The sequence below is a fragment of the Xanthomonas pisi DSM 18956 genome (genome assembly GCF_001010415.1).
GTDB lineage: Bacteria > Pseudomonadota > Gammaproteobacteria > Xanthomonadales > Xanthomonadaceae > Xanthomonas > Xanthomonas pisi.
In genome coordinates, this window is record NZ_JPLE01000049.1 from 24,037 (window position 1) to 49,070 (window position 25,034).

Sequence of the window (25,034 nt, forward strand, 5' to 3'; positions counted from 1 at the left end):
GCAAGCGATGGCGGGCGTGACCTGGATGCCCAGGCAGACCGACCGCCGCAGACAATCGCGCCAGGCCAGCTGCGGTGACGCCGCCAGCGCCTGCAGCGCAATGGCCAGCAAATCCGGCAGGATCTGCCAGAGCGCGGCCGGGCGCGACCGGCTTGCTGGGCCACCGGATCTGCCCGCTGACGGCCGACAGCTTACCGCCCGGGCATTTCCCGATAGGCAGACCGGCACAAACCCGCTAGCGTGGCGCCCTCTTCGCCGCCCCCGTCTGGAGCTCACCCGTGTCGTTGCCCGTCTCGCGCCGTTCGTTTCTCAGCCTTGCCACCTCTGGCGTGGCGGTTTCCGCATTGGGGCTGGCACCCGCGGCCGAGGCGGCCCGCAAGCGCGCAGCGGCGCCGGCAACGCCTGGCGTGGCCGCTGCGGCTGGCACGGTGTACCTCAATCTCAACGAACACCCGCTTGGGCCCGCTCCGGCGGCGCTGGATGCCGCAACGCGGTCGCTGGCGCGGTCGGGCCGCTACCTGCTGGAGATGGAGCAGGACCTGCGCAATCTGATGACCGGCGAGCTGCAGCTGCCCAACGACCACCTGGCGTTGTTTCCCGGCTCCAGGGATGCGCTCAACCGCGCCAGCAACCTGTTCACCTCTGCGCGCGCCGGCCTGGTGGTGGCAGACCCGAGCTTCGACCCGGCGATCGAAAGCGCCACTGCCCGCGGCGTACCGGTGCGCAAGGTGCCGCTGCGTGCCGACGGCGCGCACGACGTCAAGGCGATGGCCAAGGCCGACCCCACCGCCGGCCTGATCTATCTGTGCAACCCCGGCAATGCCACCGGCAGCATCACCCCGCGCAGCGACATCGAATGGCTGCTGGCCAACAAGCCGGCCAGCGCGGTGCTGGTGGTCGACGAGGCGTACATCCATTACAGCAACGAACCGTCGGTGGTCGATCTGGTGCGTCAGCGCCAGGACCTGATCGTGTTGCGCAGCTTCTCCAAGCTCTACGGCATGGCCGGTCTGCGCCTGGGCGCGGCGCTGGCCCCGCCGGGCCTGCAGACCAAGCTCGCCAGCTTCGGCAGCAACCCGTTGCCGGTCCCGGCGATGGCCGCCGGCATCGCCAGCCTGCGCGATCCGCAGCTGGTGCAGACCCGGCGCGCCGACAACGCGCGCGTGCGCGATGAGACCGTCGCCTGGCTCAAGAGCAAGGGCTACACCTGCCTGCCCACGCAAGCGAACTGCTTCATGCTGGACGTCAAGCGCGACGCCGGCGTGTTTGCCGATTCGATGCAGAAGCAGGGCGTGATCGTCGGCCGCAGCTGGCCGATCTGGCCCAAGCGCGTGCGCGTGAGCGTCGGCACCGAGGCGGAGATGATGCGGTTCCGCGAGGCGTTTGGTAAGGCGAAGCGTTGATCGCGTAGTAAAACGAAGCGCGCTCCCTTCTCCCTTCGGGAGAAGGTGCCCCGCAGGGGCGGATGAGGGTACGTGCGCAGCCTGGTGTTGTCCGGCTGCACGAGGGCTACGCCCCGTACCCTCACCCCAACCCCTCTCCCGCAGGAGAGGGGCTTGAATCAGTCGCATTGCATGACGCTGCTCTGAGCGCGCACTGCATTACTCCCTTCTCCCCTCGGGAGAAGGTGCCCCGCAGGGGCAGATGAGGTTACGCGCGACGCCTGGCGGTGTTCGGCTGCACAAGGGCTACGCCCCGTACACTCACCCCAACCCCTCTCCCGCAGGAGAGGGGCTTGAATCAGTCGCATTGCATCACGCTGCTCTGAGCGCGCAACGCATTATTCCCTTCTCCCCCCGGGAGAAGGTGCCCCGCAGGGGCGGATGAGGGTACGAGCGAAGCCTGGTGTTGTTTGACTGCCCGAGTGCTTCGCCCCGCACCCGTACCTTCACCCCCAACCCTAACCCTAACCCCAACCCCCGCAGCGCGCACCAGTCCACACTTGCGGCGCGGGCGCTCCAAGACACACGCACCAGTGGCGCACAAGCAATGCCTTCTTGCCCCACGGAAAGCGGAGCTTTGGATTCCGAGCGGATCAGCGATCCACCACCTCAGGCTCCGGCGCACGCAGCGTGCGCCTGATCCACAGATAGCTGATGACGAAGGTCAGCACCATCGAGCCCGCATTCCACAGCAGCAGCTCACGCAACATCGGCGGGCCTTGCAGGAGATGCGCGTAATAGCGGCGATCCAGCAACGCGATCGCATGCGGCAGGAAGACGCTGATGAAGGGCGTCGGCACCGGGGCGACCAGCAAGGTGATGGCAGCGGCGAAGCTGCCCACTACCCATGGCGAGTTTCGCGGGCGCTTGCGCAGGCGCGCGGTGATCAACGAAAAGATCCACAACAACGGCATTGCCAGAATCGCCCACAGCACCAGCAGCAAGGCCACTGCCAACACGCCCTGCAGACTCAACATCGCTTAACTCACCAGCGCGGGGATTTGGTCAGCGGCGGTGCCTGGTGCTGACGATCATAGGCACGCAGTTCGTCGCGGATATGCGCCACGCGCTGGCGGCCCAGCGCATTGCGGCTGTCGTCCAGCACCACGCCGTCCAGCAACTCGGCCATGCGTTGTACGGTCGGCAACATCTTTTCCCAGGCGTCCAGCGCGGTCATCGGCGCCGGCAGGGTGAGGAAAAACGCGATCGCCGGCGTCTGCATCTCGCGGATGTTGGCCATGTCGAAACTGCCCGGCTTGAGGATGCTGGCCATGCTGAAGATCGGCCCGCGTTCCGGGTGCCCTTCCACCAGGCGGTGGAACACATTCATGTGGCCGAACACCAGGCCAGTCTTTTCCGCGGCAACCACCACATCTTCGCCACGCAGGATCTGGCCCGCCTTGGCCGCCACGAACAGCGACACGATCTTGTCGAAGTCCTGATTCGGGCGCTTGCCGACGTCGTTGCCGCCGGCCGCATCCTGCTCGTCCAGGTCGAGCTCGCTCTGTTCGGCGCCGCCTTCGCCGCGCTCGAACGCGTCTGCGTCAATGCCCGCATCGCCGGAAATCACCGGCTCGCGGCGTTCGCGCGGCTGGTTCTCGTCCTTGTCGACGCGCCGTCCCTGCGGCGCTTTCTTCGGGCGGCCGAACAGAAAAATTGCAGCGACCAGCAGCACTCCCGCGATCAGGATCCCGATCCGGATCATGGCCATGTCGGACATTCAGCGTGCCTCCGCATAAGAGTGACAGGTGTCGATATTCCAGCAAGCATGGCACGTCATGCCGCACCCGCCAAACGCGCGGCTTCTTCCAGATCCACGCTGACCAGGCGGCTGACGCCCGGCTCGCGCATGGTCACGCCGGACAACTGGCGCGCCGCTTCCATGGTCGCCTTGTTATGGCTGACGAACAGGAACTGCACCTTCTCGCTCATCTCGCGCACCATGTTGGCCAGGCGGCCGACATTGGCTTCGTCCAGCGGCGCGTCCACCTCGTCCAGCAGGCAGAACGGCGCCGGGTTGAGCTGGAAGATCGCAAACACCAGCGCCACCGCGGTCATCGCCTTTTCGCCGCCGGACAGCAGCGAAATGCTGGACACGCGCTTGCCCGGCGGACGCGCCATGATGGTCACGCCGGTGTCGAGCAGGTCTTCGCCGGTGAGTTCCAGATACGCGTGCCCGCCGCCGAACAGGCGCGGATACAGCGCCTGCACCCCAGAGTTGACGCGATCGAAGGTGTCCTTGAAACGGCCACGGGTTTCGCGGTCGATCTTGCGGATGGCTTCTTCCAGCGTTTCCAGTGCGGTGTTGAGGTCCAGGTTCTGCGCGTCCAGATATTCCGAACGCTGCGCGGCCTCGCCGTATTCCTGGATCGCCGCCAGGTTCACCGGTTCCAGGCGCCGCATGCGGCCGTCGATCTGGTTCACCGCCGCTTCCCATTCGGCCACGTTGGCGGACTCGGACAGGCCGTTGACCACGTCTTCGAGCACGAAGCCGGCCTTGACCACTGCGGCAGACAACTGTTCGGCGTTGAGCACCAGCGCCTGTTGATCGAGCTTGCGCTGGTTGATGCGTTCGCGCTGCGCCAGCGCCTGTTCGTCGCGCTGCTGGCGGGTCTGCTCGAAGCTGCGCAGCTCGCCGTCGATGCTGTCGAGCAGCGTGCGCGTTTCGCTGAGCACACGCTCGGTGCGGACGCGCTCGCTGAGCGCGGCCTGATGTTCGTGCTCCAGCGTTTCCACCGGCGAGTCGCCATCGCTGAGCTGGGCGACCAGATCCTCCAGACGCGTGTCCAGCTGGCCGCGCTGGCTGTCCATGCGCTCCAGGGTCTGGCTGAGCGAAGTGATCTGGGTGCGCTGCGATTCCAGCGTGAGCGCCAGCGCATGCATTGCGTCGCGCACGCCGCGTGCGGCATCGCGGGCCTGGTCACGGCCATCGGTGAGCTGGCGGCGTTCGTCCTCCAGCGCCTGACGCGTGCCTTGCAGATCGCCCATCAGGGTGACCGCGTCTTCGAGTTTCGCACGGGCCTCGCGGGCCTGTTCGCGGCTGGTGTCCAGCGTTTCCAGCAACTGCGACAACTCGCTTTCGATGCGCTCGATGCGCGTGCGCGCGGCATCGACCTTGCCCTGCTGGCTCTGCAACTGGCCGGCCAGTTCCGACACGCTGCGGTGCGCCATGTACAGCTGGCGCTGCGCATCTTCGCGCTGCTGTTCGGCGGCCAGGGATTGCTCGCGGAAGCTGCTGAGGCGCTGCTCAAGTTCGGCTTCGCGCTCCTGCAGCGTTTCGATCTGCGCACGCAGTTCCTGGATTTCGCGCTCGCGCAGCAAGGCACCCTGCTTGGCCGCGCCGGAGCGCGATACGCGCACCCAGCCCTCGCCCAGGCGCTCGCCGTTGCGGGTAATGACCGAGTCGCCCTCCGGCAACGAGACCTGCAGCGCGCGTGCGGCCTGCAGATCGTCGGCGGCGTGCAACCGCGCCAGCAGGCGACGAATCGCGATCGGCCCCTGTACTTTCGCCGCCAATGAGGTCGGTGCGAAGGTGGCGGCATCGGCGGCACTGGACACCAGCGCGATGCGGCCTTCGCCCAACTCGCCCAGCGCGTCGACCAGTTGCTCGGGCGCATCCACCAGCACGCCTTCGATCAACTGTCCCAGCGCGCTTTCGACGGTATTTTCCCAGCCGCTCTCCACGCTGATACGCTCGCCCACGCGCGCTGCCGAATCCAGCCCGCGCGACTTCAGCCACGCCACCGCCGCGCCCTGCTCCTGGCCGAGGGCGGCCTGCTGCAGGGTTTCCAGCGACGACAGCCGGCCACGCGCGGCCTGCGCCTGCTTGCGCACTTCGGCCAGCTCGCCCTGGCTGGCGCGCTGCTGCTCCTGCAGCCCGGCGAGCGCGTGCTTGCGCGCTTCGACCTGCTCGGTCAGCCCGTCCAGCGAGGTCTTCTGGGTTTCGTGGCGCAGCTCGATCTGTTCGAACGCCTCGGCCAGCGCGTCCAGATCCAGCCCGGCACGTTCGTTCACCAACGCTTCGCGGCGGCGGTCGGCTTCCAGCGACTGGCGGTCCAGGTAATCGACACGGGTACGCTCCACCTCGCCGGCGCGCGAGGCTTCGCCGGTGTCGCGGTTATGGGTTTCCCAGCGTTGCTGCCAGTCGGCCAGCCGCGCTTCGGCTTCGCGCAGCGATTCCTGGCGGAACTCATGATCCTCGCGCAGCTGTTCCAGCTGCGGCTCGGCCGCATCCACGGCCTCGCGCAGCACCGCCAGTTTTGCCGAGTCGCCGCTGATGTGCTGGGTCAGTTCCTGCAACTGGCTTTGCGCCTCGTCACGGGCCTTGTGCAAGCGATGCGAGAGTTCGCGCTGATGCTGGATCTGCTGCTCGATGCGCGCCAGCGCGCTGCCCACCTGGTACACATCGGCTTGTGCCTTGGCCACCGCCTCGGCGGCTTCTTCGCGGCGCACGCGCCCGGTTTCGATCCGCGCCTCGGCATCGCGCTGGTCGGCGATCAGCTGCTGCAGGCGGGTTTCTTCCTGATTCAATTTTTCGCGCAGGCCCTGCAATTGCCCGTCCAGGCCGCGGTACTCCAGCGCCTTCCACTCGGCATCCTTGATCCGCCGTTCTTCCTGCAAGGCCTGGTACTGCTCGGCCTGGCGCGCCTGGCGCTGCAGATGCGCCAGCTGCTTGGTGATTTCTTCGCGCAGGTCGCCCAGGCGGTCGAGGTTTTCACGGGTGTGGCGGATGCGGGTTTCGGTTTCCTTGCGGCGTTCCTTGTACTTGGAAATGCCGGCGGCCTCTTCCAGATACACGCGCAGGTCTTCCGGGCGCGCCTCGATGATCTGGCTGATCATGCCCTGCTCGATGATCGAGTAGCTGCGCGGACCCAGGCCGGTCCCCAGGAACAGGTCGGTGATGTCGCGACGCCGGCACTTGGTGCCGTTGAGGTAATAGGCGCTGTTGCCGTCGCGGCTGACCAGGCGCTTGACCGAGATCTCGTTGAACGAGGCGAACTCGCCGGTGATGGTGTGATCGGAGTTGTCGAAGATCAGTTCCACCGTCGCCTGCGACACCGGCTTGCGCGCCGAGGATCCGGAAAAGATCACGTCGGTCAGCGAGTCGCCACGCAGCCGGCTGGCCGAGCTTTCGCCCATCACCCAGCGCACCGCATCGATGATGTTGGACTTGCCGCAGCCATTGGGACCGACGATGCCGGTCATGTTGGTGGGCAGGTGCAATGTGGTCGGGTCGACGAACGACTTGAAACCGGACAACTTGATCGTGGACAGGCGCATGGAAACAGGGATCTCGGTCAACGGCGCGGGGCACGCCATCGGGTCGGGGTTGCAAAGGCGTCGCGCTGGCCGACAAGACGCCAGCAACACGGGCCACGCGAACGATTGACGTTGAGTATAACGGCCGGGCACGGCGGACACCGGCAGGCTCGCCAGCGCCGGTGCCGGGAGGCCGCGTCGATTCAGACCCTGCGCTGTGCCCGGCCCCTTGCCGGCAACCCGACCACCTCCCGCAAGACGGCCCGCAACGACGCCTGGAACACCGGCGCATGGTGCAGCGCAGGGAACTCGCGGTAACGCACATCCAGCCCCTGCAGCGCCATCAGGCGCCGGCCAAGCTGCACTGCGGCATCGGCCGGCGCGCCCTGGATCGCGGCCAGCAGCGCGACGCGATCGGAGTCATCGCGGCGGCGCGCATCGATCTGCCCGGCCCGCTCCGCGCCGCCAAGAAACAGCCACAGCCGCGCGGCATGACGCAGTCCGCGCGCGGCCAGCGCGTGTTCGGGCGTGCCCAGCAGGGCGCCCTGCCCCCACCAGAGCGACGGACTGGCGGCCGCAAAATCGGTAAACCAGCCCTCGTCGGCATACAGCGCGTGCAGGACGAACAGGCCGGCCAGCGAGTGACCCCACAGCGCCTGCCGCCTGCGATCCAGTCGTACGCGCTGCGCCAGCGCGGGCACCGCCTTTTGCAGCAGCGCAGCGTGCAGCGCCTGCGCGCCGCCGCCCACCAGCCCCGCAGCGGCACCGGGAGCGGCAAGGAATGGATGATCGGCCGGCTGGAACGTGTAATGGCGAGCCCGGGTGGGCAAGTCGATCAGCAGCGCGTGGTCGGCGTCGACAAAGACCAGCACCGGCGGCACGGGCAGGCGCGCCAGGCGCCACAGCGTCACAGGATCGAACAGGCCCAGCGCCCGGTTGCCGTCCAGCATCCACAGCGCCGGAGCGCCACGCCTGGGCGTTGCCGCGTGCGGAATCGCGAAACGGATGCGCCAGCGACAGGCGTCATTGTCGCCAACCGGCACGCTGACGCTGCCGAAGCGATACCCGCGCGCCAATGGCGAACGACCGCTTGTCAGCGCCGCGCCCAGCCGTAACCGGCCATTGCCCGGCCTGGGGGATTGCGCATTGATTCCGCGCCATGTCGTCGGGCTCATCGGTCGCGGCTCGCCACCGCCGTACAGCGCTTGAGAACGATCGGCAGCATGCCGTGCCCAAATGCACAACGGGCGCCCTGAGGCGCCCGTTGTTGTTGCCGCAAGCGAACTGTTCCGTTAGGTCAGCGTCGCCCAGATGCCACTGACCAGGATCAGGCGTCGGATTCGACGATGACCTTGACGGTGGTTTCGACATCGGCATGCAGGTGCAGCACAACGTCGTACTCGCCGACATTGCGGAATGCGCCTTCGCCAAGGATCACTTCGCTCTTTTCCAGCGGCAGACCGGCGGCGGTGAACGCCTCGGCGATATCGCGCGGGCCAACCGAGCCGTACAGCTTGCCTTCGGTCGACGCGTGCGCGCCGATGGTGACGCTGGCGCCTTCAAACTTGGTGGCGCGGCCCTGTGCATCGGCCAGGATGGTATTGGCCTTGGCTTCGTACTCGGCGCGCTTGGTTTCGAACGCTTCGACGTTGGCAGCGGTGGCCGGGACGGCCTTGCCCTGCGGCACGAGGAAGTTACGGCCGTAGCCCGGCTTGACGCTGACCTTGTCGCCCAGATTGCCCAGGTTGGTCACTTTCTGCAGAAGAATCAGATCCATGGTGGTGCTCCGTTATTCGTTAGCGCGGGCGCTTTGGCCGACGCAACGTTTGCTGTCCGAATAGGAGAAGCCGGGAATCGGGATTGGGGAATCGGGAGTCGTAAGAGCCCGACCGGCACCGCACCTTTAATTACCGGACTTCTATCAATTTAGTAACCCGCACATGGATGTGCGGGCTTTTGTGAGGGACTCACATACAGCCGTGCGGCTTCTGTGAGGGACTCACACAAAATCGTGCGTATCTTGCGAAAGGAGCCGCGCAAATGGCGGACTCCTAACGCGGGATTACTTAGACGTCGTGGTTGTCCGTGTACGGAATCAGCGCCAGGAAACGCGAGCGCTTGACGGCCGTCGCCAGCTGACGCTGGTACTTGGACTTGGTACCGGTCACGCGGCTCGGCACGATCTTGCCGTTCTCGGTGAGGTACTGGCGCAGGGTGTTGAGATCCTTGTAATCGATCTCTTTGACGCCCTCGGCGGTGAACTTGCAGAACTTGCGACGACGGAAGAACTTGGACATGACAGCGCTCCTTAAGCGGCTTCGGCGTTGTCGCCGTCGGTATCGGTGGCAGCGGGGGCTTCGCCCTCTTCATCGTCACGACGACGACGCTCGCTACGCTCGGGCTTGTCGCCCTTCTCGTCCTTGCTCTTCATGATCAGCGACTGCTCGGTGTCCGGGCCATCGCGCTTGACGACCAAGTGACGCAGCACCGCATCGTTGAAGCGGAAGCTTTCCACCAGCTCGCTCAGCACGGTCTGGTCGACTTCGATGTTGAGCAGCACGTAGTGCGCCTTCACCAGGTTCTGGATCGGGTAGGCCAGCTGACGACGGCCCCAGTCTTCCAGACGGTGGATGGTGCCGTTACCGCCCTCGATCAGCGACTTGTAGCGCTCGATCATGGCCGGGACCTGCTCGCTCTGGTCCGGATGGACCAGGAACACGACTTCGTAATGACGACTCATGTTGTTTTACCTTTCGGATGTGGCCACGTGGGCCGGACAGCTCCCCGGTGGTCCGCGCAAGCGGCCGGTGGAGCAAGGGTTCCCACCCGGAATCGGGCAGGAAGCAGGAAAGTATGGCAGTTCAGGGGTTTAGCCGCAACCGGGCACTGCGACGGAGGCTTTGAAGCCCCTCTCCCGTCGGGAGAACAACCGTCTTGATCGACTGATGACGCCAACTGCCAGTTGGGTTGGGATGAAGGTACGGCCAAGCTTTCGTGTCGTTCAACCTGCGCCGGGCTTGGTACGTACCCTCATCCGGCGCTGCGCGCCACCTTCTCCCGCCTTGCGGGAGAAGGACAAAAGGACAAACAAGTCGAGCTGCCGCTTAAAGCCTCTCTCCCATCGGGAGAGGGGTTGGGGTGAGGGTCCGGGGGCGAAGCCCGCGCTGAATTCGACGGCTCATGGCTTCGCCCCGCACCCTCATCCGCCCTTCGGGCACCTTCTCCCGCAGGGAGAAGGGACAGCGCGCGCCGGCGAGCTCAGCGATGCTCGGCTTCGGTCGTAAAGCTCTCCCCGCAGCCGCACTCGGCGGTGGCATTGGGATTGCTGAAGGTGAAGGTCTCGCTCAGCCCGTGCTTGCCGAAGTCGATGCAGGTCCCGTCTACCAGCGGCAGGCTGGTCGGATCGACGAAAATGCGGACCCCACCCTGCTCGAACACTGCATCGTCATCGCGCTTCTCGCGCGCCAGGTCGGTGACATGGCCCCAGCCCGAACAACCGGTCTTGGTCACGCCAAAGCGCAGACCCAGCGTCCCCGGGGTCTGCTGCACGAAACGCTGCACGCGCTCCAGCGCGGCGGGGGTAAGGCTGATGGCCATGGGAGTGCTCCAGAAACGATGGTGAAACGATGGCGGCAAGTATAGCGAGGCTGCAAGCGCCAAGGACTGCACCCGCCGATACGAGTGTTCCCCAGATGGGGCCATGCCGGGCCTTCGACAAGCGCGTCCACCCGCAAGCGGTTCAGACGCTCGCGCCAGCGCGCCCGCAGCCAGTAAACTCGCAGACCATTCAAGGTCGCTACGGCGAGGAAAAGTCATGACGGTGGTCAGCGTTGAACATGCGCTTGCGGGCAAGCTCCCCGAAGGCGGCGAAGTCACGGTACGGGGGTGGGTGCGCACCTTGCGCGGATCTGCCGGACTGGCCTTCATCAATGTGACCGACGGCTCGTGCTTCGCTCCGATCCAGGTGGTGGCCAACGACACGCTGCCCAATTTCGACGAGATCAAGCGCCTGACCAGCGGCTGCTCGCTGATCGCCAAGGGCGTGCTGGTGAAGTCGCAGGGCAAGGGCCAGTCGTTCGAGATCCAGGCCAGCGCGGTGGAGATCGTCGGTTGGGTCGAAGACCCGCTGACCTACCCCATCCAGCCCAAGCCGATGACGCCGGAGTTCCTGCGCGAAGTGGCGCACCTGCGTCCGCGCACCAACCTGTTCGGCGCGGTCACCCGCATCCGCAACTGCCTGGCGCAGGCGGTGCACCGCTTCTTCCACCAGAACGGTTTCAACTGGATCAGCACCCCGATCATCACCACCTCCGATGCCGAAGGCGCCGGGCAGATGTTCCGCGTCTCCACGCTGGACATGGTCAACCTGCCGCGCGATGCCAAGGGCAACGTGGATTTCAGCCGCGACTTCTTCGGCAAGGAAACCTTCCTGACCGTGTCCGGCCAGCTCAACGTGGAGGCCTACTGCCTGGCGCTGAGCAAGGTCTATACCTTCGGGCCGACCTTCCGCGCCGAGAACAGCCACACCACGCGCCACCTGGCCGAGTTCTGGATGATCGAGCCGGAAATCGCCTTTGCCGACCTGGCCGAAGACGCGCGCCTGGCCGAGCAGTTCCTGAAGTACCTGTTCCGTGCGGTGCTGGACGAGCGCAGCGACGACCTGGCGTTCCTGGCCGAGCGCGTGGACAAGAACGCAATCAGCAAGCTGGAAGCCTTCATCAATGCCCCGTTCGAGCAGATCGACTACACCGAGGCGGTGAAGCTGCTGCAGAACTCGGGCAAGAAGTTCGACTTCCCGGTCGAATGGGGCCTGGACCTGCAGACCGAGCACGAACGCTGGCTGACCGAAGAACACATCGGCCGCCCGGTGGTGGTGACCAACTACCCAGAGCACATCAAGGCCTTCTACATGCGCCTGAACGACGACGGCAAGACCGTCGCGGCGATGGACGTGCTGGCGCCGGGCATCGGCGAAATCATTGGCGGCAGCCAGCGCGAAGAGCGCCTGGACGTGCTGGATGCGCGCATGGCGCAGTTCGGTCTGGATCGGGAGCACTACGGCTGGTACCGCGATTTCCGTCGCTACGGCTCGGTGCCGCATGCTGGCTTCGGCCTGGGCTTCGAGCGGTTGGTGGTGTACGTGTGCGGGCTGAGCAACATCCGCGACGCCATCCCCTACCCGCGCGCGCCGGGCAGCGCCGAGTTCTGAGTGAGCGCGAAGGCGGCCACCGTCACGATGTATCGTCCGTTGGGGCCGGAGGAATACGCACTGGTGCGTGACTCCGGCTTCCGACGCTGGCCGCCGCGGTTGCCGGAGCAGCCGATTTTCTATCCGGTCACCAATCGGCGCTACGCCGAGGAAATCGCCTCACGCTGGAACGTCAAGGACAGCGGCGTCGGCTATGTGGCGCAGTTCGATGTGCTTGCTGCGTTCGTCGAGCAGTACGCTATTCAAAAAGTCGGCGGCGCACATCACACCGAGTGGTGGATTCCGGCCGAAGACCTGGACAACTTCAACCAGGCGATCGTCGGCCTCATCACGATCATTGCCCGTTTCGATGCTCCGCCTGCTGAGCCCCGCACATGACCCTGTTCTTCGCGCTGTGTTTCGTCGGTGTCGCCGTTGCCGGGCTGACCGCGCTGCTGATCTTCTGGCCGCTGACCCTGGTGCACCTGCGCGACCGTCATCCGGATGCGTTGGACAGCTTCGGCGACCCGGCCTTCATCAGCCCCACCGCGTGGCGCTGGTTGTTGGCGCGCCGCTACCGCAGCTACCGCGACGGTGCACTGTCCGGTCTGGCCACGCCCGCCTGGCTATCGCTGCTGACCATTTTTTTCGGCCTGGGCATGGCGGCCCTGCTCGGGCTGCTTTCCAAGGTACTGGCATGAACATCATCGACACCGACGCAGCGCACAGCTCCGACAACCGCGACCAGTGGTGGCTGGCGACCATCGGCCGTACCCTGATCTGGGCGCGCCTGCGCATCAAGGAAGCCGGCACTGCCGAAGTGCTGGACAGCGATGGCAAGACGCTGCCGTACGACAGCGAAGACACCGCGCGTGCGGCCTTGTTCGATGCCGAATTCGTGGCACTGGACGGGCTGGACGAAGAAGACGCGCTGATGCGCGGTTTCTCGCTGCACGACATCTCCCCGCCGCGCGGCGACAGCGATGCCGACCTGCGTGCGCGCATGGTGGTGAGCATGGGCGGCCGCGCCTGAGATGTACGCACCGCGCGCGTTCGCACAGACCGATCTGGCGCTGCTGGACTGGCTGCTGGCGCGCGACCCGTTCGTCACCCTGATCAGTCAGGGCGAGGACGGACAACCGGCCATCTCGCACCTACCGGTGCTGTACCGGCGCGACGACCAGCAGGTGCTCATCGAAGGCCATTGGGCTCGCCCCAATCCGCAAGCGCGCCATGTCGGCGATGCGGTGATCGTCGTGCAGGGGCCGCATGCTTACGTATCGCCCGGCTGGTACCTGGACAAGGAAGCGGCCGCGCGCGTGCCGACCTGGAATTACGCCATCGCGCATCTGCATGGGCAGTGCACCGAGGTCGCCGATGAAGCGGCGGTGGGCGATCTGATCGGCCGGATGAGCACGCACTTCGAGCAACGCGTTGGCAGCGACTGGCAGTTCGAGATGGAACGCGACAGCCATCGCCGGCAATTGCGTGGCCTGGTCGGCTTCCGCTTCGTGCCAAGCCGCATCGCGCTCACCTTCAAGCTCAGCCAGAACCATCCAGCCGGTAATGTTGCGGCGGTGGCCGATGCACTGGAGCAACAACGTTCAAGCGATGCGCAGGAAGTGGCCGTACTGATGCGCAACGCGTTGCGTGCGCGCCAGAGCTGATCGCCGTGTCATTGGGTTCGCGTTGCTGCACCACCGCTTTATGTCCTACCCCCCGCTTGTTTCCTCCCCGTCGTCATCTGGAATACTGCGCGCATGAACGAGCTCAACCATCTACTTGAAAACAACCGCGCCTGGTCCGAGCGTATCCGCCGCGAAGACCCGGAATTCTTCTCCAAACTGTCGACGCAGCAGACCCCGGAATACCTGTGGATCGGCTGCTCCGACTCGCGCGTACCGGCCAACCAGATCATCGACATGGCACCGGGCGAAGTGTTCGTCCATCGCAACATCGCCAACGTGGTGGTGCACACCGATCTGAACTGCCTGTCGGTGATCCAGTTCGCCGTCGACGTGCTCAAGGTCAAGCACATCCTGGTGGTGGGCCATTACGGCTGCGGCGGCGTGTTCGCCAGCCTGACCCAGAAGCGCATGGGGCTGGTCGACAACTGGATCCGCCACGTCACCGATGTGGCCGACAAGCACGAGGCCTGCCTGCACGACGCGGGCGACCTGCCGGTGCAGCATGCACGCCTGTGCGAGCTCAACGTGCTGGAACAGGTGGTCAATGTCTGCCGCACCACCATCGTGCGCGACGCCTGGGACCGCGGCCAGGCATTGCAGGTGCATGGCTGGGTCTACAGCCTGCGCGACGGACGTGCACACGACCTGGGCATGTCCATCGACCGCGCCGACCTGCTGCAGGAGCGCTACGACGCGGCGCTGGCGAAAATCCAGGCCGATCACGCCGAACGCTGAGTCGGCGCTGCATGTTTGACCGACCGCGACGCCCATCGGCGTCGCGGTTGGCTATGCTGGAGGCCTTCTGCGCCGAGGAACGTCGATGCTGGTCCCGCCGATCAACCTGCATGCCTGGATCGAGCAATACCGCGACCTGCTCAAACCGCCGGTGGGCAACAAGTGCATCCAGCAGGATGGCTTCATCATCATGGTCGTCGGCGGTCCGAATGCGCGCACCGACTATCACTATGACGAAGGCCCGGAGTGGTTCTTCCAGCTCGAAGGCGAGATGGTGCTGAAGGTGCAGGATGCGGGCGTGCAACGCGACATCCCGATCCGCGCCGGCGAGATCTTTCTGCTGCCGCCGAAGGTGCCGCATTGCCCGCAGCGCGCCGCCGGTTCGATCGGCCTGGTCATCGAGCGCGAGCGCCTGCCGCACGAGCAGGACGGGCTGCAGTGGTACTGCCCGCAATGCAATCACAAGCTGTACGAGGCGATGTTTTCGCTGGGCAATATCGAAACCGACTTCCCGCCGGTGTTCGATCACTTCTATCGCTCGCTGGCGCTGCGTACCTGCACGCAGTGCGGGCACCTGCATCCTGCGCCGGAGCGCTACGGTGCGGTCGAGGCCTGAGTTGCGCTGGCGCCAGGACATCGAGCGCACACACCGGTCGAACCTAACCAAGCACGCAGCATGCTGCGCGCACTGATCGACCTCAAGCCGCGCGATGTGCCGCTGCGCGTGGCCTTGCGCAATACCGCTGCGGTGGTGCTGCCGCTGGCGATCGGCGTGGCCACCGGGCACGTCGCCGCAGGCCTGGCGGTGTGCAGCGGCGCGCTCAACACCATGTTTTCCGACCAACCCGGCCCCTACCGCGCGCGCCTGCAACGCATGCTGATGGCGGCCCTGGCCGCCGGCCTGGCGGCCTTGTTGGGCGTGTGGGTCGGCCACGACACCCCTGCCCTGGTGGTCGCCGGGCTGCTGCTCGGCCTGGGCGGTGGCCTGCTGGTGGCGCTGGGCCCGGTTGCGGCGCGGGTCGGTCTGACCAGCATGATCCTGCTGGTGGTCAGTGCAGACATGCGGCTACCGGTGGAACAGGCGCCCGGCGTGGCTGCGCTGATCTTTGCCGGTGGCCTGCTGCAGGTCTTGCTGGCCCTGGCGGCCTGGCCCCTGCAACGCTATCGCCCGGAACGCTTCGCGCTGGCCGACCTGATGCGCCAGCTGGCAGGGATTGCGCGGCAACGGCCGGAAGCCGGCGCGGCGCCGCCCGCAACGCAGGAAGTGCTCGATGCGATGGTGATGCTGCATGGCGAACACCGCTCGCGCGCGATCGCGGTGCAGAGCTTCCGCATCATCGCCGAGCTGTGCGATCGCGTGCGGCTGGAGTTGTTGTCGCTGGCCGATGCCCATGCCCGCCTGACCGACTCGCAGGCACGCCCGGCGATCGAGCGCGTGCTCGAACGCAGCGCCATCGTGCTCGAGCAGCTGGCCCACGCGATGACGGTGGGCGAGGACCCGGTGGCGGCCACTGCGTCGATGACCGGCTTCGACGATCTGGTCGGCGCGCTGGCGCAGTTTCAGCACGACAACGCCGATACCCGCGAGCGTCGCCTGGTCCGCGTGGCGGTGGCCCGCGCGCAGGGGTTGGGCGGGCAATTGCGCGCCTTGATCCGCAACGCGCACTGGGCCAGCAGCCGTGGCGAAATCCAGGCGCAATTGGCCGAAGCGCGGCTGCCGGCGGCGCTGCGCCCGGCCGCGACCTGGGCAACCCTGCGCGCGAACCTGGATCTGTCATCGGTGGCGTTCCGGCATGCGCTGCGCTGCGGCGTGTGCCTGGCCCTGGCCATCGCGTTCCAGCGCTGGCAACAGATACCGCATGGCTTCTGGATCCCGATGACCACCGCCATCGTGCTCAAGCCGGATTTCGGCGGCACCTTCAGCTTCGGCGCCCTGCGCGTGGCCGGCACCTTCATCGGGTTGTTGGTGGCCACCCTGCTGGCCCATTTTGCGATGGATGGCGCCGGTATCCGCATGGCCTTGCTGGCGCTGTTCTGCCTGGGCTTTCGCTTGTTGACCCAGGTGAACTACGGCATCGGCGTGGCGTTCCTCACCGGCATGCTGGTGTTGTTGCTGTCCTTCGAAGGCATGACGCCCGGCGAAGCGGTCGGCGCGCGGCTGCAGGCCACCGTGGCCGGCAGCGCGCTGGCGCTGATCGCCTACGCGCTGTGGCCAACCCGCGAGCGCCGGCATATCCGCGCCTCGCTGGCGCAGTTGCTCACTGCCTATCGCGAGCATCTGCACAACCTGTTGCTGGGCGAGATGGACCGGCTGAGCGACAGCCGCGCCGCCGCACGCGTGGCGCGCACCAATGCGCAGGCGTCGATCGAACGCCTGCGCGGCGAGCCACGCAGCCGCCGCAATCTGCACGAACTCAAGCTGGCCGAATCGCTCCTGGCCAATGGCAACCGTCTGATCCGTGCCACCTTGCTGCTGGAGGCGGTGTTGCGCGATGGCCACCCGTTGCCCTCGCTGGACGCACTGCCCGCCTTTGCCGATCACGCCGACCAGGCGCTGGCCGAGCTGATCGAATGCCTGCGCAACGGCGGCACGCCGGCTGCGGCCACGCTACGCAGCGCCGAGCGCAAACTCTCCGATGCACTGGCCGCGCTGCCGGACGGCTCGCCCACCGCCGCCGCGCTTGCCGACACCGTCGACCGGGTCACCGACAGCATCGGCACGCTCACCCATCTGCTGCGCCCTGCCCGACCGGCCTCGAGCGGAACGCCAGCGGTGCATGACGGCGCGCAAGGTGCCGGCGGGTAAACTGCCGCATCGATTCAGACCCTGCGAGCCCGATGAGCACCGACCCGCTGTCCCGTCCCCACGCCGCGGCGCTGGATGCCGCCGACCCGCTGCGCAGCCTGCGCGAGGCCTTTGTGTTCCCGCAGCACGATGGCCAGGATCAGACCTATTTCGTCGGCAATTCGCTGGGCCTGCAGCCGCGTCAGGCCCGCGCGATGGTGAGCGAAGTGCTCGACCAGTGGGGCGCGCTTGCGGTGGAAGGCCACTTCACCGGCCCTACCCAATGGCTGACCTACCACCAGCTGGTGCGCGACGGTCTGGCGCGCGTGGTGGGCGCGCACCCTGGCGAAGTGGTGGCGATGAACACCCTCAGCGTCAATCTGCATCTGATGATGGCCAGCTTCTATCGCCCCACCAGCGAGCGCGGCGCGATCCTGATCGAAGCCGGCGCATTTCCTTCCGACCGCCATGCGGTGGAATCGCAGCTGCGCCTGCACGGGCTGGACCCGGCCACGCAGCTGATCGAGGTGGACGCCGATGCGCCCGATGGCACGTTGTCGATGGCAGCGATTGCCGATGCCATCGCACAGCATGGTCCGCGGCTGGCGCTGGTGCTGTGGCCCGGCATCCAGTACCGCACCGGCCAGGCCTTCGACCTGGGCGAAATTGCGCGACTGGCGCGCGCGCAAGGGGCGGCGGTGGGATTCGACCTGGCGCATGCGGTGGGCAATATCCCGCTGACCCTGCACGACGACGGCGCCGATTTTGCGGTGTGGTGCCATTACAAGTATCTCAATGCCGGCCCCGGTGCGGTAGGTGGATGCTTCGTGCATGCGCGCCACGCCACCAGCGATTTGCCGCGCATGGCCGGCTGGTGGGGACATGAGCAGCAGACCCGCTTCCGCATGGATCCCCAGTTCGTGCCCACCCCTGGCGCGGAAGGCTGGCAGCTGAGCAACCCGCCAGTGCTGGCGCTGGCGCCGCTGCGTGCATCGCTGGACCTGTTCGACCAGGCCGGCATGGCCGCGCTGCGCGCCAAGTCCGAACAGCTCACCGGGCATCTGGAACAGCTGATCCACGCACGCCTGCCGCAGGTGCTGCAGATCGTCACCCCGGCCGAGCCGGCGCGGCGCGGCTGCCAGCTGTCGTTGCGGGTGGCCGGCGGACGCACGCAAGGACGCGCGTTGTTCGACCATCTGCACGCAGCCGGCGTGCTTGGCGACTGGCGCGAACCGGACGTCATCCGCATCGCGCCGGTACCGCTGTACAACCGCTTCAGCGATCTGCACACCTTTGTGGAACAGGTGGAAGCCTGGGCCGCCCGCTGAGCGCGGCACGCTGACTGCAACACCACCGATGACGCGGCAGGCACACGCGAAACCCGCGCAGGCCCACGTACACTCCCAGCCCGCCTGCGACACCGCAGGTGGCCGCTTTCGCCAGCGGCTTCTTCCCCCACCTTTGCCGGCTCCCGCATCCGGCCGCTGCCGGACATTGCATTGAGCCCAGTCTCCCCCCGCTCCCTGACCCTGATCGGCGCCGGCCTGGCCGGCTGTCTTCTGGCCATCTTGCTGTCGCGTCGCGGCTGGCAGGTCACCGTCTACGAACGGCGTGGCGACCCGCGCATCAAGGGCTACGAGTCCGGCCGCTCGATCAACCTGGCGCTGGCCGAACGCGGACGCCACGCCTTGCGTCAGGCCGGTGCCGAAGAGGCGGTGATGGCCAAGGCGGTGATGATGCGCGGCCGCATGGTGCACCCGATCAACGGTGAACCGCAGCTGCAACGCTACGGCCGCGACGACAGCGAAGTGATCTGGTCGATCCACCGCGCGGCATTGAATGTCGCGCTGCTCGATCTGGCCGAACAGGCCGGTGCGCGCGTGCACTTCTATCGCCGCCTGCACACGGTGGACTTCGACGCCGGCTACGCGCGTTTCATCGACGACCGCGACGACCAGCCGCACGAGATCCACTTCCAGAGCCTGATCGGCAGCGACGGTGCCGGCTCGGCGCTGCGCGCGGCCATGCAGCGCAAATCGCCGCTGGGCGAACGCACCGAGTTCCTGGATCACTCGTACAAGGAACTGGAAATCCCGCCGTTGCCCGATGGCGGCTTCCGCATCGAACGCAACGCGCTGCACATCTGGCCGCGGGGACGCTACATGTGCATCGCGCTTCCCAACGACGGCGGCACCTTCACCGTCACCCTGTTCCTGCCCAACGCAGGCGACCCCAGTTTCGCCACCACCCGCACCGGCGAGGAAGCACATGCCTTGTTCGCGCGCGATTTCCCGGACGCGCTGCCGCTGATTCCGCAGCTGGAAGAACACTGGGAAGAACATCCGCCCGGCCTGCTCGGCACCCTCACCCTGGAGCGCTGGCATCTGGACAGCCGCGCATTGCTGATCGGCGATGCCGCACATGCGATGGTGCCGTTCCACGGCCAGGGCATGAATTGCGCCTTCGAAGATTGCGTGGCGCTGGCCGAGCAGATGGACGCACACGACGATATCGGCAGCGCATTTGCCGCGTTCGAAGCCGCACGCCGCGACGACGCTGCCGCGATCCAGCAGATGGCGCTGGAAAACTATCTGGAAATGCGCGACCGCGTCGGCGATGCCCAGTTCCTGCTGCAACGCGAACTCGAGCAGCAACTGCAGGCGCGCTGGCCTACCCGCTTCGTGCCGCATTACACGATGGTGACCTTCCTGCGCACGCGCTATTCGATCGCCCTGGCGCGCAGCGACATCCAGCGCGAGATCCTGGTCGAGGCCACGCGCGGGCACAGCGATCTGTCGCGGATCGACTGGGCCGCACTGGAAGCGGTGGTGCATGCGCGCCTGGAGCCGCTGGAAGGCGCGCACTGAGCGTGGCATCGCAGCCTGCGCACCAGTGCGCGCAGACGTGCACGCCGGTCCGTGGCGGGCGCCCGACCCGGCCCACAGCTGCGCCTCAGCGAGCCGGCGCCGCGATGAGGGATACTAGCGGGCACTGGCGGCGCATACGCCGTGCGCCGCGCATCTGGATGTCGCAACCGCATGCCTGACAGCTTTCTCTTCTACGACCTGGAAACCTTCGGCCAGGACCCGCGCCGCACCCGCATCGCGCAGTTCGCCGCCGTGCGTACCGACGCGCAACTGCGCGTGATCGACGAGCCGATCAGTTTCTTCGTGCAACCGGCCGACGATCTGCTGCCCTCGCCCTACGCCACCATGGTCACCGGCATCACCCCGCAGCACGCCTTGCGCGAAGGCGTGACCGAAGCCGAAGCGTTCGCGCGCATCGCCGAGCAGATGAGCCGCCCGCAGACCTGCACGCTGGGCTACAACTCGATCCGCTTCGACGACGAGTTCGTGCGCTGCGGGCTGTTCCGCAATTTCTACGATCCCTACGAGCGCGAATGGCGCGGCGGCAATTCGCGCTGGGACCTGCTCGATGTGCTGCGGCTGGTGCACGCATTGCGCCCGGACGGCATCACCTGGCCGCAGCGCGAAGACGGCGCCACCTCGTTCAAGCTCGAACACCTGGCCGACGCCAACGCCGTGCGCGAAGGCGATGCGCACGAAGCCCTGTCCGACGTGTACGCCACCATCGGCATGGCGCGCAGATTTCAGCAGCATCAACCCAAGTTGTGGGAGTACGCGTTACGCCTGCGCGACAAGCGTTTTGCTGCCAGCCTGCTCGATGTGATTGCGATGGAGCCCGTGCTGCACATTTCGCAGCGCTACCCGGCCTCGCGCATGTGCGCTGCGGCCGTGCTGCCGCTGACGCGGCATCCGCGCATCGACAGCCGCGTGATCGTGTTCGATCTGGAGGGCGATCCGGAGGTGCTGTTGCGGCTGAGTCCGGACGAGATCGCCGACCGGCTGTATATCCGCGCGGCCGATCTGCCAGACGGCGAACAACGCATCCCGCTGAAGGAAGTGCATCTGAACAAGTCGCCGGCCCTGGTGGCATGGCAGCATCTGCGCGCGCCGGATTTCCAGCGCCTGGGCGTGGAACCGGATGCGGTGCTGGCCAAGGCCGTACGGCTGCGCGAACTGGGCCCGGAGCTGGCAGAGAAGGTGCGCCAGGTCTACGGCAACGAGCGCGCTGCGGCGCCGGCCGTCAACGATGCCGACGCCTCGCTCTACGACGGTTTTCTGGCCGAAGGCGACAAGCGGCTGCTGGGCCAGGTGCGCGCCAGCGCGCCGGACGAACTGGGCGCGCTGGAAACGCGTTTTCGCGATCCACGCCTGATCGAGCTGCTGTTCCGTTATCGCGCGCGCAACTGGCCGCAGACGCTGTCGTTCGACGAGCAGGAACGCTGGAATACTTACCGCCGCAAGCGCCTGCTCGACGACCATGGGTTGGGCGAAGTCACCCTGGACCAGTACAACGCGCAGATTGCCGATTTACGGCTCGCTCACCCCGACGATGCTACCAAGCAAGCCCTGCTCGACCAGCTCGCCGCCTGGGGTTCGGACCTCCAACGCACGCTATGACCACCTATTTTTCAGACGCCAGCTTCAAGTTCCTGCGCGCCCTGGCCCGCCACAACGACAAGACCTGGTTCGCCGATCATCGTCACCAGTACGAGGCGCACGTGCGCCAGCCGTTCCTGCAGCTGATCACCGATCTGCAGCCGGCGCTTGCCGAGGTCAGCGAGCATTATCGCGCCGACCCGAAGACCCAGGGCGGCTCGCTGTTTCGCATCTATCGCGATGCGCGGTTTTCCAACGACAAATCGCCCTACAAGAACTGGCAGGGCGCGCGCCTGTTTCACGAGCGCAGGCGCCAGGTACCGGCACCCTCGTTCTACATCCATCTGCAACCGGGCGAGAGCTTTGTCGGGGCAGGTCTGTGGCATCCGGAGCCGGACACGCAGCGCAAGTTACGCCAGTTCATCTTCGAAAATCCGGGCAGCTGGAAGACTGCCGCCTACGAGCCCAAATTACGGCGCAAGTTCGCCCTGGACGACAGCGAAAAACTGGTCCGCGCACCGCGCGGGTTTCCCGGCGATTTCGAGTTCATCGACGATCTCAAGCACCGCAACTGGGCGTATCTGCGTCATCTGGACGACGCCGTCATGACCGGGCCGCGCCTGCGCCAGACCATCGAGGCGGACCTGGTGACGCTGGCGCCGTTTGTCGATTATCTGTGCGCGGCATTGGACCTGGAGTTTTGAGGCCAGCGGCGGCGCAGGTACCTCGCGCCACGGCGTTGCCGCGCCGTCGACCGGCGGTCGCTGCCGTTTGGCTGCTGTCGAACATCCTGCCCACACAACCCATGGCAACGGAGTGCGAACGATGAGCAAGCGCTGGTGGATCGTGCCGTTGCTGGCCGTGGTCATGCTGGCCAGTTACGTGGTGGCCGGTCCGTATCTGGCCATCCGCGGCATCAGTCAGGCGGTCGCCGATCGCGATGCCGCGCAGCTGGAAAGCTACGTGGATTTCCCTAGCCTGCGCGTCAACCTCAAGGCGCAACTGGACGATTACCTGATCCGTCAGGCCGGCAGCAGCATGCAGTCGAGCCTGCTCGGCGGTTTTGCGCTGCAACTGGCCAGCGGCATCAGCGGCGCCGGCGTGGATACCCTGGTCACGCCGCTGGGCATCGGGGCCTTGCTGCAAGGCCACAGCGTGTGGAACCGCCTCATCGGCGACACCGTCAGCGCCGACACCTATGCGGCACCGGCGCCGGCGCGCCCGCTGCAAGGCGCCACGCAGCGCTTCGAATCCACCCGCCGCTTCACCGCCACCACGCGCACTGCCAATGGCGCGCCGGTGACGTTCGTGCTGACCCGCCAGGGCCTGCGCTGGCGTCTGACCGATATCCAGTTGCCGTTGCCGGCCACACCCAGCGAGCGCACGCCGTAATCGGGTAGCGCCGAGGTCCAGGGGCGTCGAGGCACAAGCCTTGAGTGGCCAACAAGACCAATGCGCAGCCTAGGGCTGGCGCAGCCGCTGCTCGACAGCGGCCTGGTGCACTCGTGCACTGCTGTTCCGAGCATGCCGTCCCCACACCGCCGACGACTGCTCGCTACGTGTTGTCAGCCGCTCTTGGCTGGACCTGCGCTCCGCATCGCCTCAGGAAAACCGCCAGGCCCGTTCTAGCCACGCCGCCTGCAAGCGCAGCATCGCCGGCCGCAACTGCCGGCGTGCCGACCATGCCAAGCCGGCCAGCGCTGCGTCCGGCGTGCCCGGTGTGCGTCGGTTGTTCCAGGCGAACACCACCTGGTTGCGCAGATCCGGTTCGGGCAGCAGCAACACCAATCCGTCGAACAGCTCCCGCAGCTGCGCCAGATGATCGGCCATCGGCACCTGGTAGAGATTCAGCGCCAGTACCCCGCCCTCGCGCAAGGCTGCGCGGCAATCGGCGTAGAACCGGGGCGTGCACAATGCCGGCGGAATGCCATCGGCATCGTAGGCATCCAGCAGCAACAGGTCGTAGCGTCCGGCGCGGCTGCCGATCCAGTGGGCGCCGTCCCCCAGCGTGATCTCCAGCCGCGCGTCGTCGCGCGGAATCGCGAATGCATCGCGCAGTGCCAGCACCTGCGGGTCGGCCTCCACCGCTTCCAGACGCGTGGTGCGCAGGTAGCGATGGCAGAACTTCAGCTGCGCGCCGCCGCCTACCCCGATCAGCCCGATGCGTTCCGGGCGCGGTTGCAACCACAGCGCGGCCAGCATGCTGCGCGTATACGGCAACATCAGCCGATACGGTGCCCAGCGCGACATACGGGTCTGCACCGTGTCGTCGGTGAAGGTCAGCTCCAGCTTGCGCCAGGTCCGCAGTAGCCCGGCACGCGCTGGCGCCTGCGGCGCCTCGCTCATCGGCTCGGCGGATCGTTGGCCACGCCATGCGGAACGTGGCCGGCCGCCACATGCTGATGCTGGCGTGCGCTGTCGATATTGTGTTGCGAGTCGTCGAAGAAGATGTCTGCGCCAAACGCTTCCAGAAACGGCCCCTTGTGCCGGCCGCCGAGAAACAGCGCTTCGTCCAGGCGCACGCCCCACTCGCGCAAGGTGCGGATCACCCGCTCATGCGCAGGCGCCGAACGCGCGGTGACCAGCGCCGTGCGGATCGGCGACGCTTCGCCCGGCGGGAACGCCGCCTGCAAGGTATGCAACGCCGACAGGAAATTGCGGAACGGCCCGACCGACAACGGCTCGCGTGCGCGCTCGCGCTCGTGCCGCCCGAACGCTTCCACCCCCTGCTCGCGCGAAATGCGTTCGCTCTCATCGCCGAAGATCACCGCGTCCCCGTCGAAGGCAATGCGCAGCTGCGTGGACAGCCGGCTCTCGTCGTTGTCCACGATCGCTGCGGCCGCCTCGGCACGTTCGCCCGGGGCGCGCGGCATGATGGTGGCCGCAGCGATCCCGTGGGTCAGCGCACGCCGCACCGAGTCCGGGTTGGCCGACAGAAACAGATCGGTGCCGAACGGTTTGACGTACGGCCAGGTCGGTTCGCCGGAGGTGAAGGTCGCACGCACGATGCCCAGGTTGTAGTGCTGGATCGAATTGAAGATGCGCAACCCGGTATCGGCAGAGTTGCGCGACAGCAGAATCACCTCCACACGCGGGGTTTCTTCGGGCACATCGTGGTTGAGCGCCAACAGCTTGCGCACCACCGGAAATGCCACGCCCGGCTGCAGGATGTCGTCTTCGTGCTCGCGTTGGAACGCCGAATACGCCTCCACCCCGTTCGCCTCGAACAGCGCATGGCCCTCTTCGAGATCGAACAGCGCGCGCGAGGTCACCGCGACGGTCAGGAGCCTGGGGGAGTTATCGGTCATTGGGGCGGGGATTCGGAAGTGGGGATTCGGGATTGGTTTAAAGCAGGAACTGGGTCGGGATTTGATCGCCCATCTGCGCAGCATCGTAGCGCGTGCGCGTGATTCTAAAGACGACGTGGCCCGCTGCTGCCATTGCCAATCCCGAATCTCGACTCCCCAATCCCCG

23 protein-coding genes, 1 other RNA gene and 1 pseudogene are annotated in these 25,034 nt (G+C 66.6%); 15 read left to right on the plus strand and 10 right to left on the minus strand.

Translation table 11 applies throughout. The features are described from left to right. Positions 1-278 precede the first annotated feature (278 nt). Positions 279-1,403: a pyridoxal phosphate-dependent aminotransferase gene (locus Y887_RS12305; RefSeq protein WP_046964612.1), complete on the plus strand. Its 1,125-nt coding sequence runs from the start codon at positions 279-281 to the stop codon at positions 1,401-1,403. A 632-nt stretch (positions 1,404-2,035) separates the two neighbouring features. Here Y887_RS12305 and Y887_RS12310 read toward each other — a convergent pair. The 8 genes from Y887_RS12310 to Y887_RS12345 all read right to left on the minus strand — a co-directional run bounded on the left by Y887_RS12310 (position 2,036) and on the right by Y887_RS12345 (position 10,298). After that, a complete protein-coding gene (locus Y887_RS12310; protein WP_046964613.1) occupies positions 2,036-2,419 on the minus strand; it encodes a hypothetical protein in 384 nt (127 codons plus the stop codon). Between the two features lie 8 nt (positions 2,420-2,427). Further along, entirely contained in the window at positions 2,428-3,162 is a 735-nt protein-coding gene (gene zipA, locus Y887_RS12315) for a cell division protein ZipA (RefSeq protein WP_046964614.1), read from the minus strand. Positions 3,163-3,218: 56 nt separating this feature from the next. Continuing rightward, positions 3,219-6,722: a chromosome segregation protein SMC gene (gene smc, locus Y887_RS12320; RefSeq protein WP_046964615.1), complete on the minus strand. Its 3,504-nt coding sequence runs from the start codon at positions 6,720-6,722 to the stop codon at positions 3,219-3,221. Between the two features lie 182 nt (positions 6,723-6,904). Then, complete coding sequence (locus tag Y887_RS12325; RefSeq protein ID WP_084726024.1) at positions 6,905-7,876, minus strand: alpha/beta hydrolase; 972 nt, start codon at positions 7,874-7,876, stop codon at positions 6,905-6,907. 152 nt (positions 7,877-8,028) lie between these two features. After that, positions 8,029-8,478, minus strand: a complete 450-nt coding sequence (gene rplI, locus Y887_RS12330) for a 50S ribosomal protein L9 (protein WP_046964616.1) — start codon at positions 8,476-8,478, stop codon at positions 8,029-8,031. Positions 8,479-8,767: 289 nt separating this feature from the next. Beyond that, positions 8,768-8,998, minus strand: coding sequence for a 30S ribosomal protein S18 (gene rpsR, locus Y887_RS12335; RefSeq protein WP_005991243.1), 231 nt, complete (start codon positions 8,996-8,998; stop codon positions 8,768-8,770). 11 nt (positions 8,999-9,009) lie between these two features. Next, positions 9,010-9,441: a 30S ribosomal protein S6 gene (gene rpsF, locus Y887_RS12340; RefSeq protein ID WP_046964617.1), complete on the minus strand. Its 432-nt coding sequence runs from the start codon at positions 9,439-9,441 to the stop codon at positions 9,010-9,012. Positions 9,442-9,959: 518 nt separating this feature from the next. Beyond that, on the minus strand, positions 9,960-10,298 hold the full coding sequence (locus Y887_RS12345; RefSeq protein WP_046964618.1) for a HesB/IscA family protein: 339 nt from the start codon (positions 10,296-10,298) through the stop codon (positions 9,960-9,962). Positions 10,299-10,515: 217 nt separating this feature from the next. Between Y887_RS12345 and asnS the strand changes: the two genes are divergently transcribed. The 14 genes and pseudogenes from asnS to Y887_RS19125 all read left to right on the plus strand — a co-directional run bounded on the left by asnS (position 10,516) and on the right by Y887_RS19125 (position 23,131). Beyond that, the gene (asnS, locus tag Y887_RS12350) at positions 10,516-11,910 is read left to right on the plus strand and encodes an asparagine--tRNA ligase (protein WP_046964619.1); all 1,395 of its coding nucleotides are present in this window, start codon (positions 10,516-10,518) and stop codon (positions 11,908-11,910) included. Then, a pseudogene (locus tag Y887_RS12355) lies at positions 11,885-12,288 on the plus strand (hypothetical protein); the annotation flags it as partial. The gene asnS and the pseudogene Y887_RS12355, both read left to right, overlap by 26 nt. Next, positions 12,285-12,590 carry a hypothetical protein gene (locus Y887_RS12360; RefSeq protein ID WP_046964620.1) on the plus strand — a complete coding sequence of 102 codons (306 nt, stop codon included), beginning with the start codon at positions 12,285-12,287 and terminating at the stop codon, positions 12,588-12,590. The pseudogene Y887_RS12355 and the gene Y887_RS12360, both read left to right, overlap by 4 nt. Then, positions 12,587-12,922, plus strand: a complete 336-nt coding sequence (locus tag Y887_RS12365; protein ID WP_046964621.1) for a hypothetical protein — start codon at positions 12,587-12,589, stop codon at positions 12,920-12,922. The genes Y887_RS12360 and Y887_RS12365 overlap by 4 nt, the downstream gene beginning before the upstream one ends. Before the next feature lies 1 nt (position 12,923). Further along, positions 12,924-13,556, plus strand: coding sequence for an FMN-binding negative transcriptional regulator (locus tag Y887_RS12370; RefSeq protein WP_046964622.1), 633 nt, complete (start codon positions 12,924-12,926; stop codon positions 13,554-13,556). Positions 13,557-13,649: 93 nt separating this feature from the next. Continuing rightward, positions 13,650-14,312 carry a carbonate dehydratase gene (gene can, locus Y887_RS12375; RefSeq protein ID WP_046964623.1) on the plus strand — a complete coding sequence of 221 codons (663 nt, stop codon included), beginning with the start codon at positions 13,650-13,652 and terminating at the stop codon, positions 14,310-14,312. Between the two features lie 85 nt (positions 14,313-14,397). Next, positions 14,398-14,928: a 3-hydroxyanthranilate 3,4-dioxygenase gene (locus Y887_RS12380; RefSeq protein ID WP_046964624.1), complete on the plus strand. Its 531-nt coding sequence runs from the start codon at positions 14,398-14,400 to the stop codon at positions 14,926-14,928. Between the two features lie 60 nt (positions 14,929-14,988). Continuing rightward, positions 14,989-17,118 carry an FUSC family protein gene (locus Y887_RS12385; protein ID WP_046964625.1) on the plus strand — a complete coding sequence of 710 codons (2,130 nt, stop codon included), beginning with the start codon at positions 14,989-14,991 and terminating at the stop codon, positions 17,116-17,118. 32 nt (positions 17,119-17,150) lie between these two features. Then, positions 17,151-18,425 (plus strand): kynureninase, encoded by a 1,275-nt coding sequence (gene kynU / locus Y887_RS12390; protein ID WP_046964626.1) that lies wholly within the window; start codon positions 17,151-17,153, stop codon positions 18,423-18,425. A gap of 171 nt (positions 18,426-18,596) precedes the next feature. After that, positions 18,597-19,964 carry an FAD-dependent oxidoreductase gene (locus Y887_RS12395; protein WP_046964627.1) on the plus strand — a complete coding sequence of 456 codons (1,368 nt, stop codon included), beginning with the start codon at positions 18,597-18,599 and terminating at the stop codon, positions 19,962-19,964. A gap of 171 nt (positions 19,965-20,135) precedes the next feature. Further along, positions 20,136-21,581 (plus strand): exodeoxyribonuclease I, encoded by a 1,446-nt coding sequence (gene sbcB, locus Y887_RS12400; RefSeq protein WP_046964628.1) that lies wholly within the window; start codon positions 20,136-20,138, stop codon positions 21,579-21,581. Further along, complete coding sequence (locus Y887_RS12405) at positions 21,578-22,264, plus strand: DUF2461 domain-containing protein (RefSeq protein ID WP_046964629.1); 687 nt, start codon at positions 21,578-21,580, stop codon at positions 22,262-22,264. Before sbcB ends, Y887_RS12405 begins: the two co-directional genes overlap by 4 nt. 121 nt (positions 22,265-22,385) lie before the next feature. Next, positions 22,386-22,952, plus strand: a complete 567-nt coding sequence (locus Y887_RS12410) for a DUF2939 domain-containing protein (protein ID WP_046964630.1) — start codon at positions 22,386-22,388, stop codon at positions 22,950-22,952. Between the two features lie 105 nt (positions 22,953-23,057). Further along, positions 23,058-23,131: non-coding RNA, sX9 sRNA (locus Y887_RS19125), on the plus strand. Positions 23,132-23,162: 31 nt separating this feature from the next. Here Y887_RS19125 and Y887_RS12415 read toward each other — a convergent pair. Next, the gene (locus Y887_RS12415; protein WP_046964631.1) at positions 23,163-23,906 is read right to left on the minus strand and encodes a spermine/spermidine synthase domain-containing protein; all 744 of its coding nucleotides are present in this window, start codon (positions 23,904-23,906) and stop codon (positions 23,163-23,165) included. Beyond that, a complete protein-coding gene (locus Y887_RS12420) occupies positions 23,903-24,868 on the minus strand; it encodes a 5'-nucleotidase (RefSeq protein ID WP_046964632.1) in 966 nt (321 codons plus the stop codon). Before Y887_RS12420 ends, Y887_RS12415 begins: the two co-directional genes overlap by 4 nt. Positions 24,869-25,034 lie beyond the last annotated feature (166 nt).

What these genes read in the sequence shown, in the direction of transcription:
- Y887_RS12310 (WP_046964613.1), bottom strand. Translation starts at nt 2,419, where the DNA reads ATGTTGAGTCTGCAGGGCGTGTTGGCAGTGGCCTTGCTGCTGGTGCTG.
- zipA (WP_046964614.1), bottom strand. Translation starts at nt 3,162, where the DNA reads ATGTCCGACATGGCCATGATCCGGATCGGGATCCTGATCGCGGGAGTG.
- smc (WP_046964615.1), bottom strand. Translation starts at nt 6,722, where the DNA reads ATGCGCCTGTCCACGATCAAGTTGTCCGGTTTCAAGTCGTTCGTCGAC.
- Y887_RS12325 (WP_084726024.1), bottom strand. Translation starts at nt 7,876, where the DNA reads ATGAGCCCGACGACATGGCGCGGAATCAATGCGCAATCCCCCAGGCCG.
- rplI (WP_046964616.1), bottom strand. Translation starts at nt 8,478, where the DNA reads ATGGATCTGATTCTTCTGCAGAAAGTGACCAACCTGGGCAATCTGGGC.
- rpsR (WP_005991243.1), bottom strand. Translation starts at nt 8,998, where the DNA reads ATGTCCAAGTTCTTCCGTCGTCGCAAGTTCTGCAAGTTCACCGCCGAG.
- rpsF (WP_046964617.1), bottom strand. Translation starts at nt 9,441, where the DNA reads ATGAGTCGTCATTACGAAGTCGTGTTCCTGGTCCATCCGGACCAGAGC.
- Y887_RS12345 (WP_046964618.1), bottom strand. Translation starts at nt 10,298, where the DNA reads ATGGCCATCAGCCTTACCCCCGCCGCGCTGGAGCGCGTGCAGCGTTTC.
- asnS (WP_046964619.1), top strand. Translation starts at nt 10,516, where the DNA reads ATGACGGTGGTCAGCGTTGAACATGCGCTTGCGGGCAAGCTCCCCGAA.
- Y887_RS12360 (WP_046964620.1), top strand. Translation starts at nt 12,285, where the DNA reads ATGACCCTGTTCTTCGCGCTGTGTTTCGTCGGTGTCGCCGTTGCCGGG.
- Y887_RS12365 (WP_046964621.1), top strand. Translation starts at nt 12,587, where the DNA reads ATGAACATCATCGACACCGACGCAGCGCACAGCTCCGACAACCGCGAC.
- Y887_RS12370 (WP_046964622.1), top strand. Translation starts at nt 12,924, where the DNA reads ATGTACGCACCGCGCGCGTTCGCACAGACCGATCTGGCGCTGCTGGAC.
- can (WP_046964623.1), top strand. Translation starts at nt 13,650, where the DNA reads ATGAACGAGCTCAACCATCTACTTGAAAACAACCGCGCCTGGTCCGAG.
- Y887_RS12380 (WP_046964624.1), top strand. Translation starts at nt 14,398, where the DNA reads ATGCTGGTCCCGCCGATCAACCTGCATGCCTGGATCGAGCAATACCGC.
- Y887_RS12385 (WP_046964625.1), top strand. Translation starts at nt 14,989, where the DNA reads ATGCTGCGCGCACTGATCGACCTCAAGCCGCGCGATGTGCCGCTGCGC.
- kynU (WP_046964626.1), top strand. Translation starts at nt 17,151, where the DNA reads ATGAGCACCGACCCGCTGTCCCGTCCCCACGCCGCGGCGCTGGATGCC.
- sbcB (WP_046964628.1), top strand. Translation starts at nt 20,136, where the DNA reads ATGCCTGACAGCTTTCTCTTCTACGACCTGGAAACCTTCGGCCAGGAC.
- Y887_RS12405 (WP_046964629.1), top strand. Translation starts at nt 21,578, where the DNA reads ATGACCACCTATTTTTCAGACGCCAGCTTCAAGTTCCTGCGCGCCCTG.
- Y887_RS12410 (WP_046964630.1), top strand. Translation starts at nt 22,386, where the DNA reads ATGAGCAAGCGCTGGTGGATCGTGCCGTTGCTGGCCGTGGTCATGCTG.
- Y887_RS12415 (WP_046964631.1), bottom strand. Translation starts at nt 23,906, where the DNA reads ATGAGCGAGGCGCCGCAGGCGCCAGCGCGTGCCGGGCTACTGCGGACC.
- Y887_RS12420 (WP_046964632.1), bottom strand. Translation starts at nt 24,868, where the DNA reads ATGACCGATAACTCCCCCAGGCTCCTGACCGTCGCGGTGACCTCGCGC.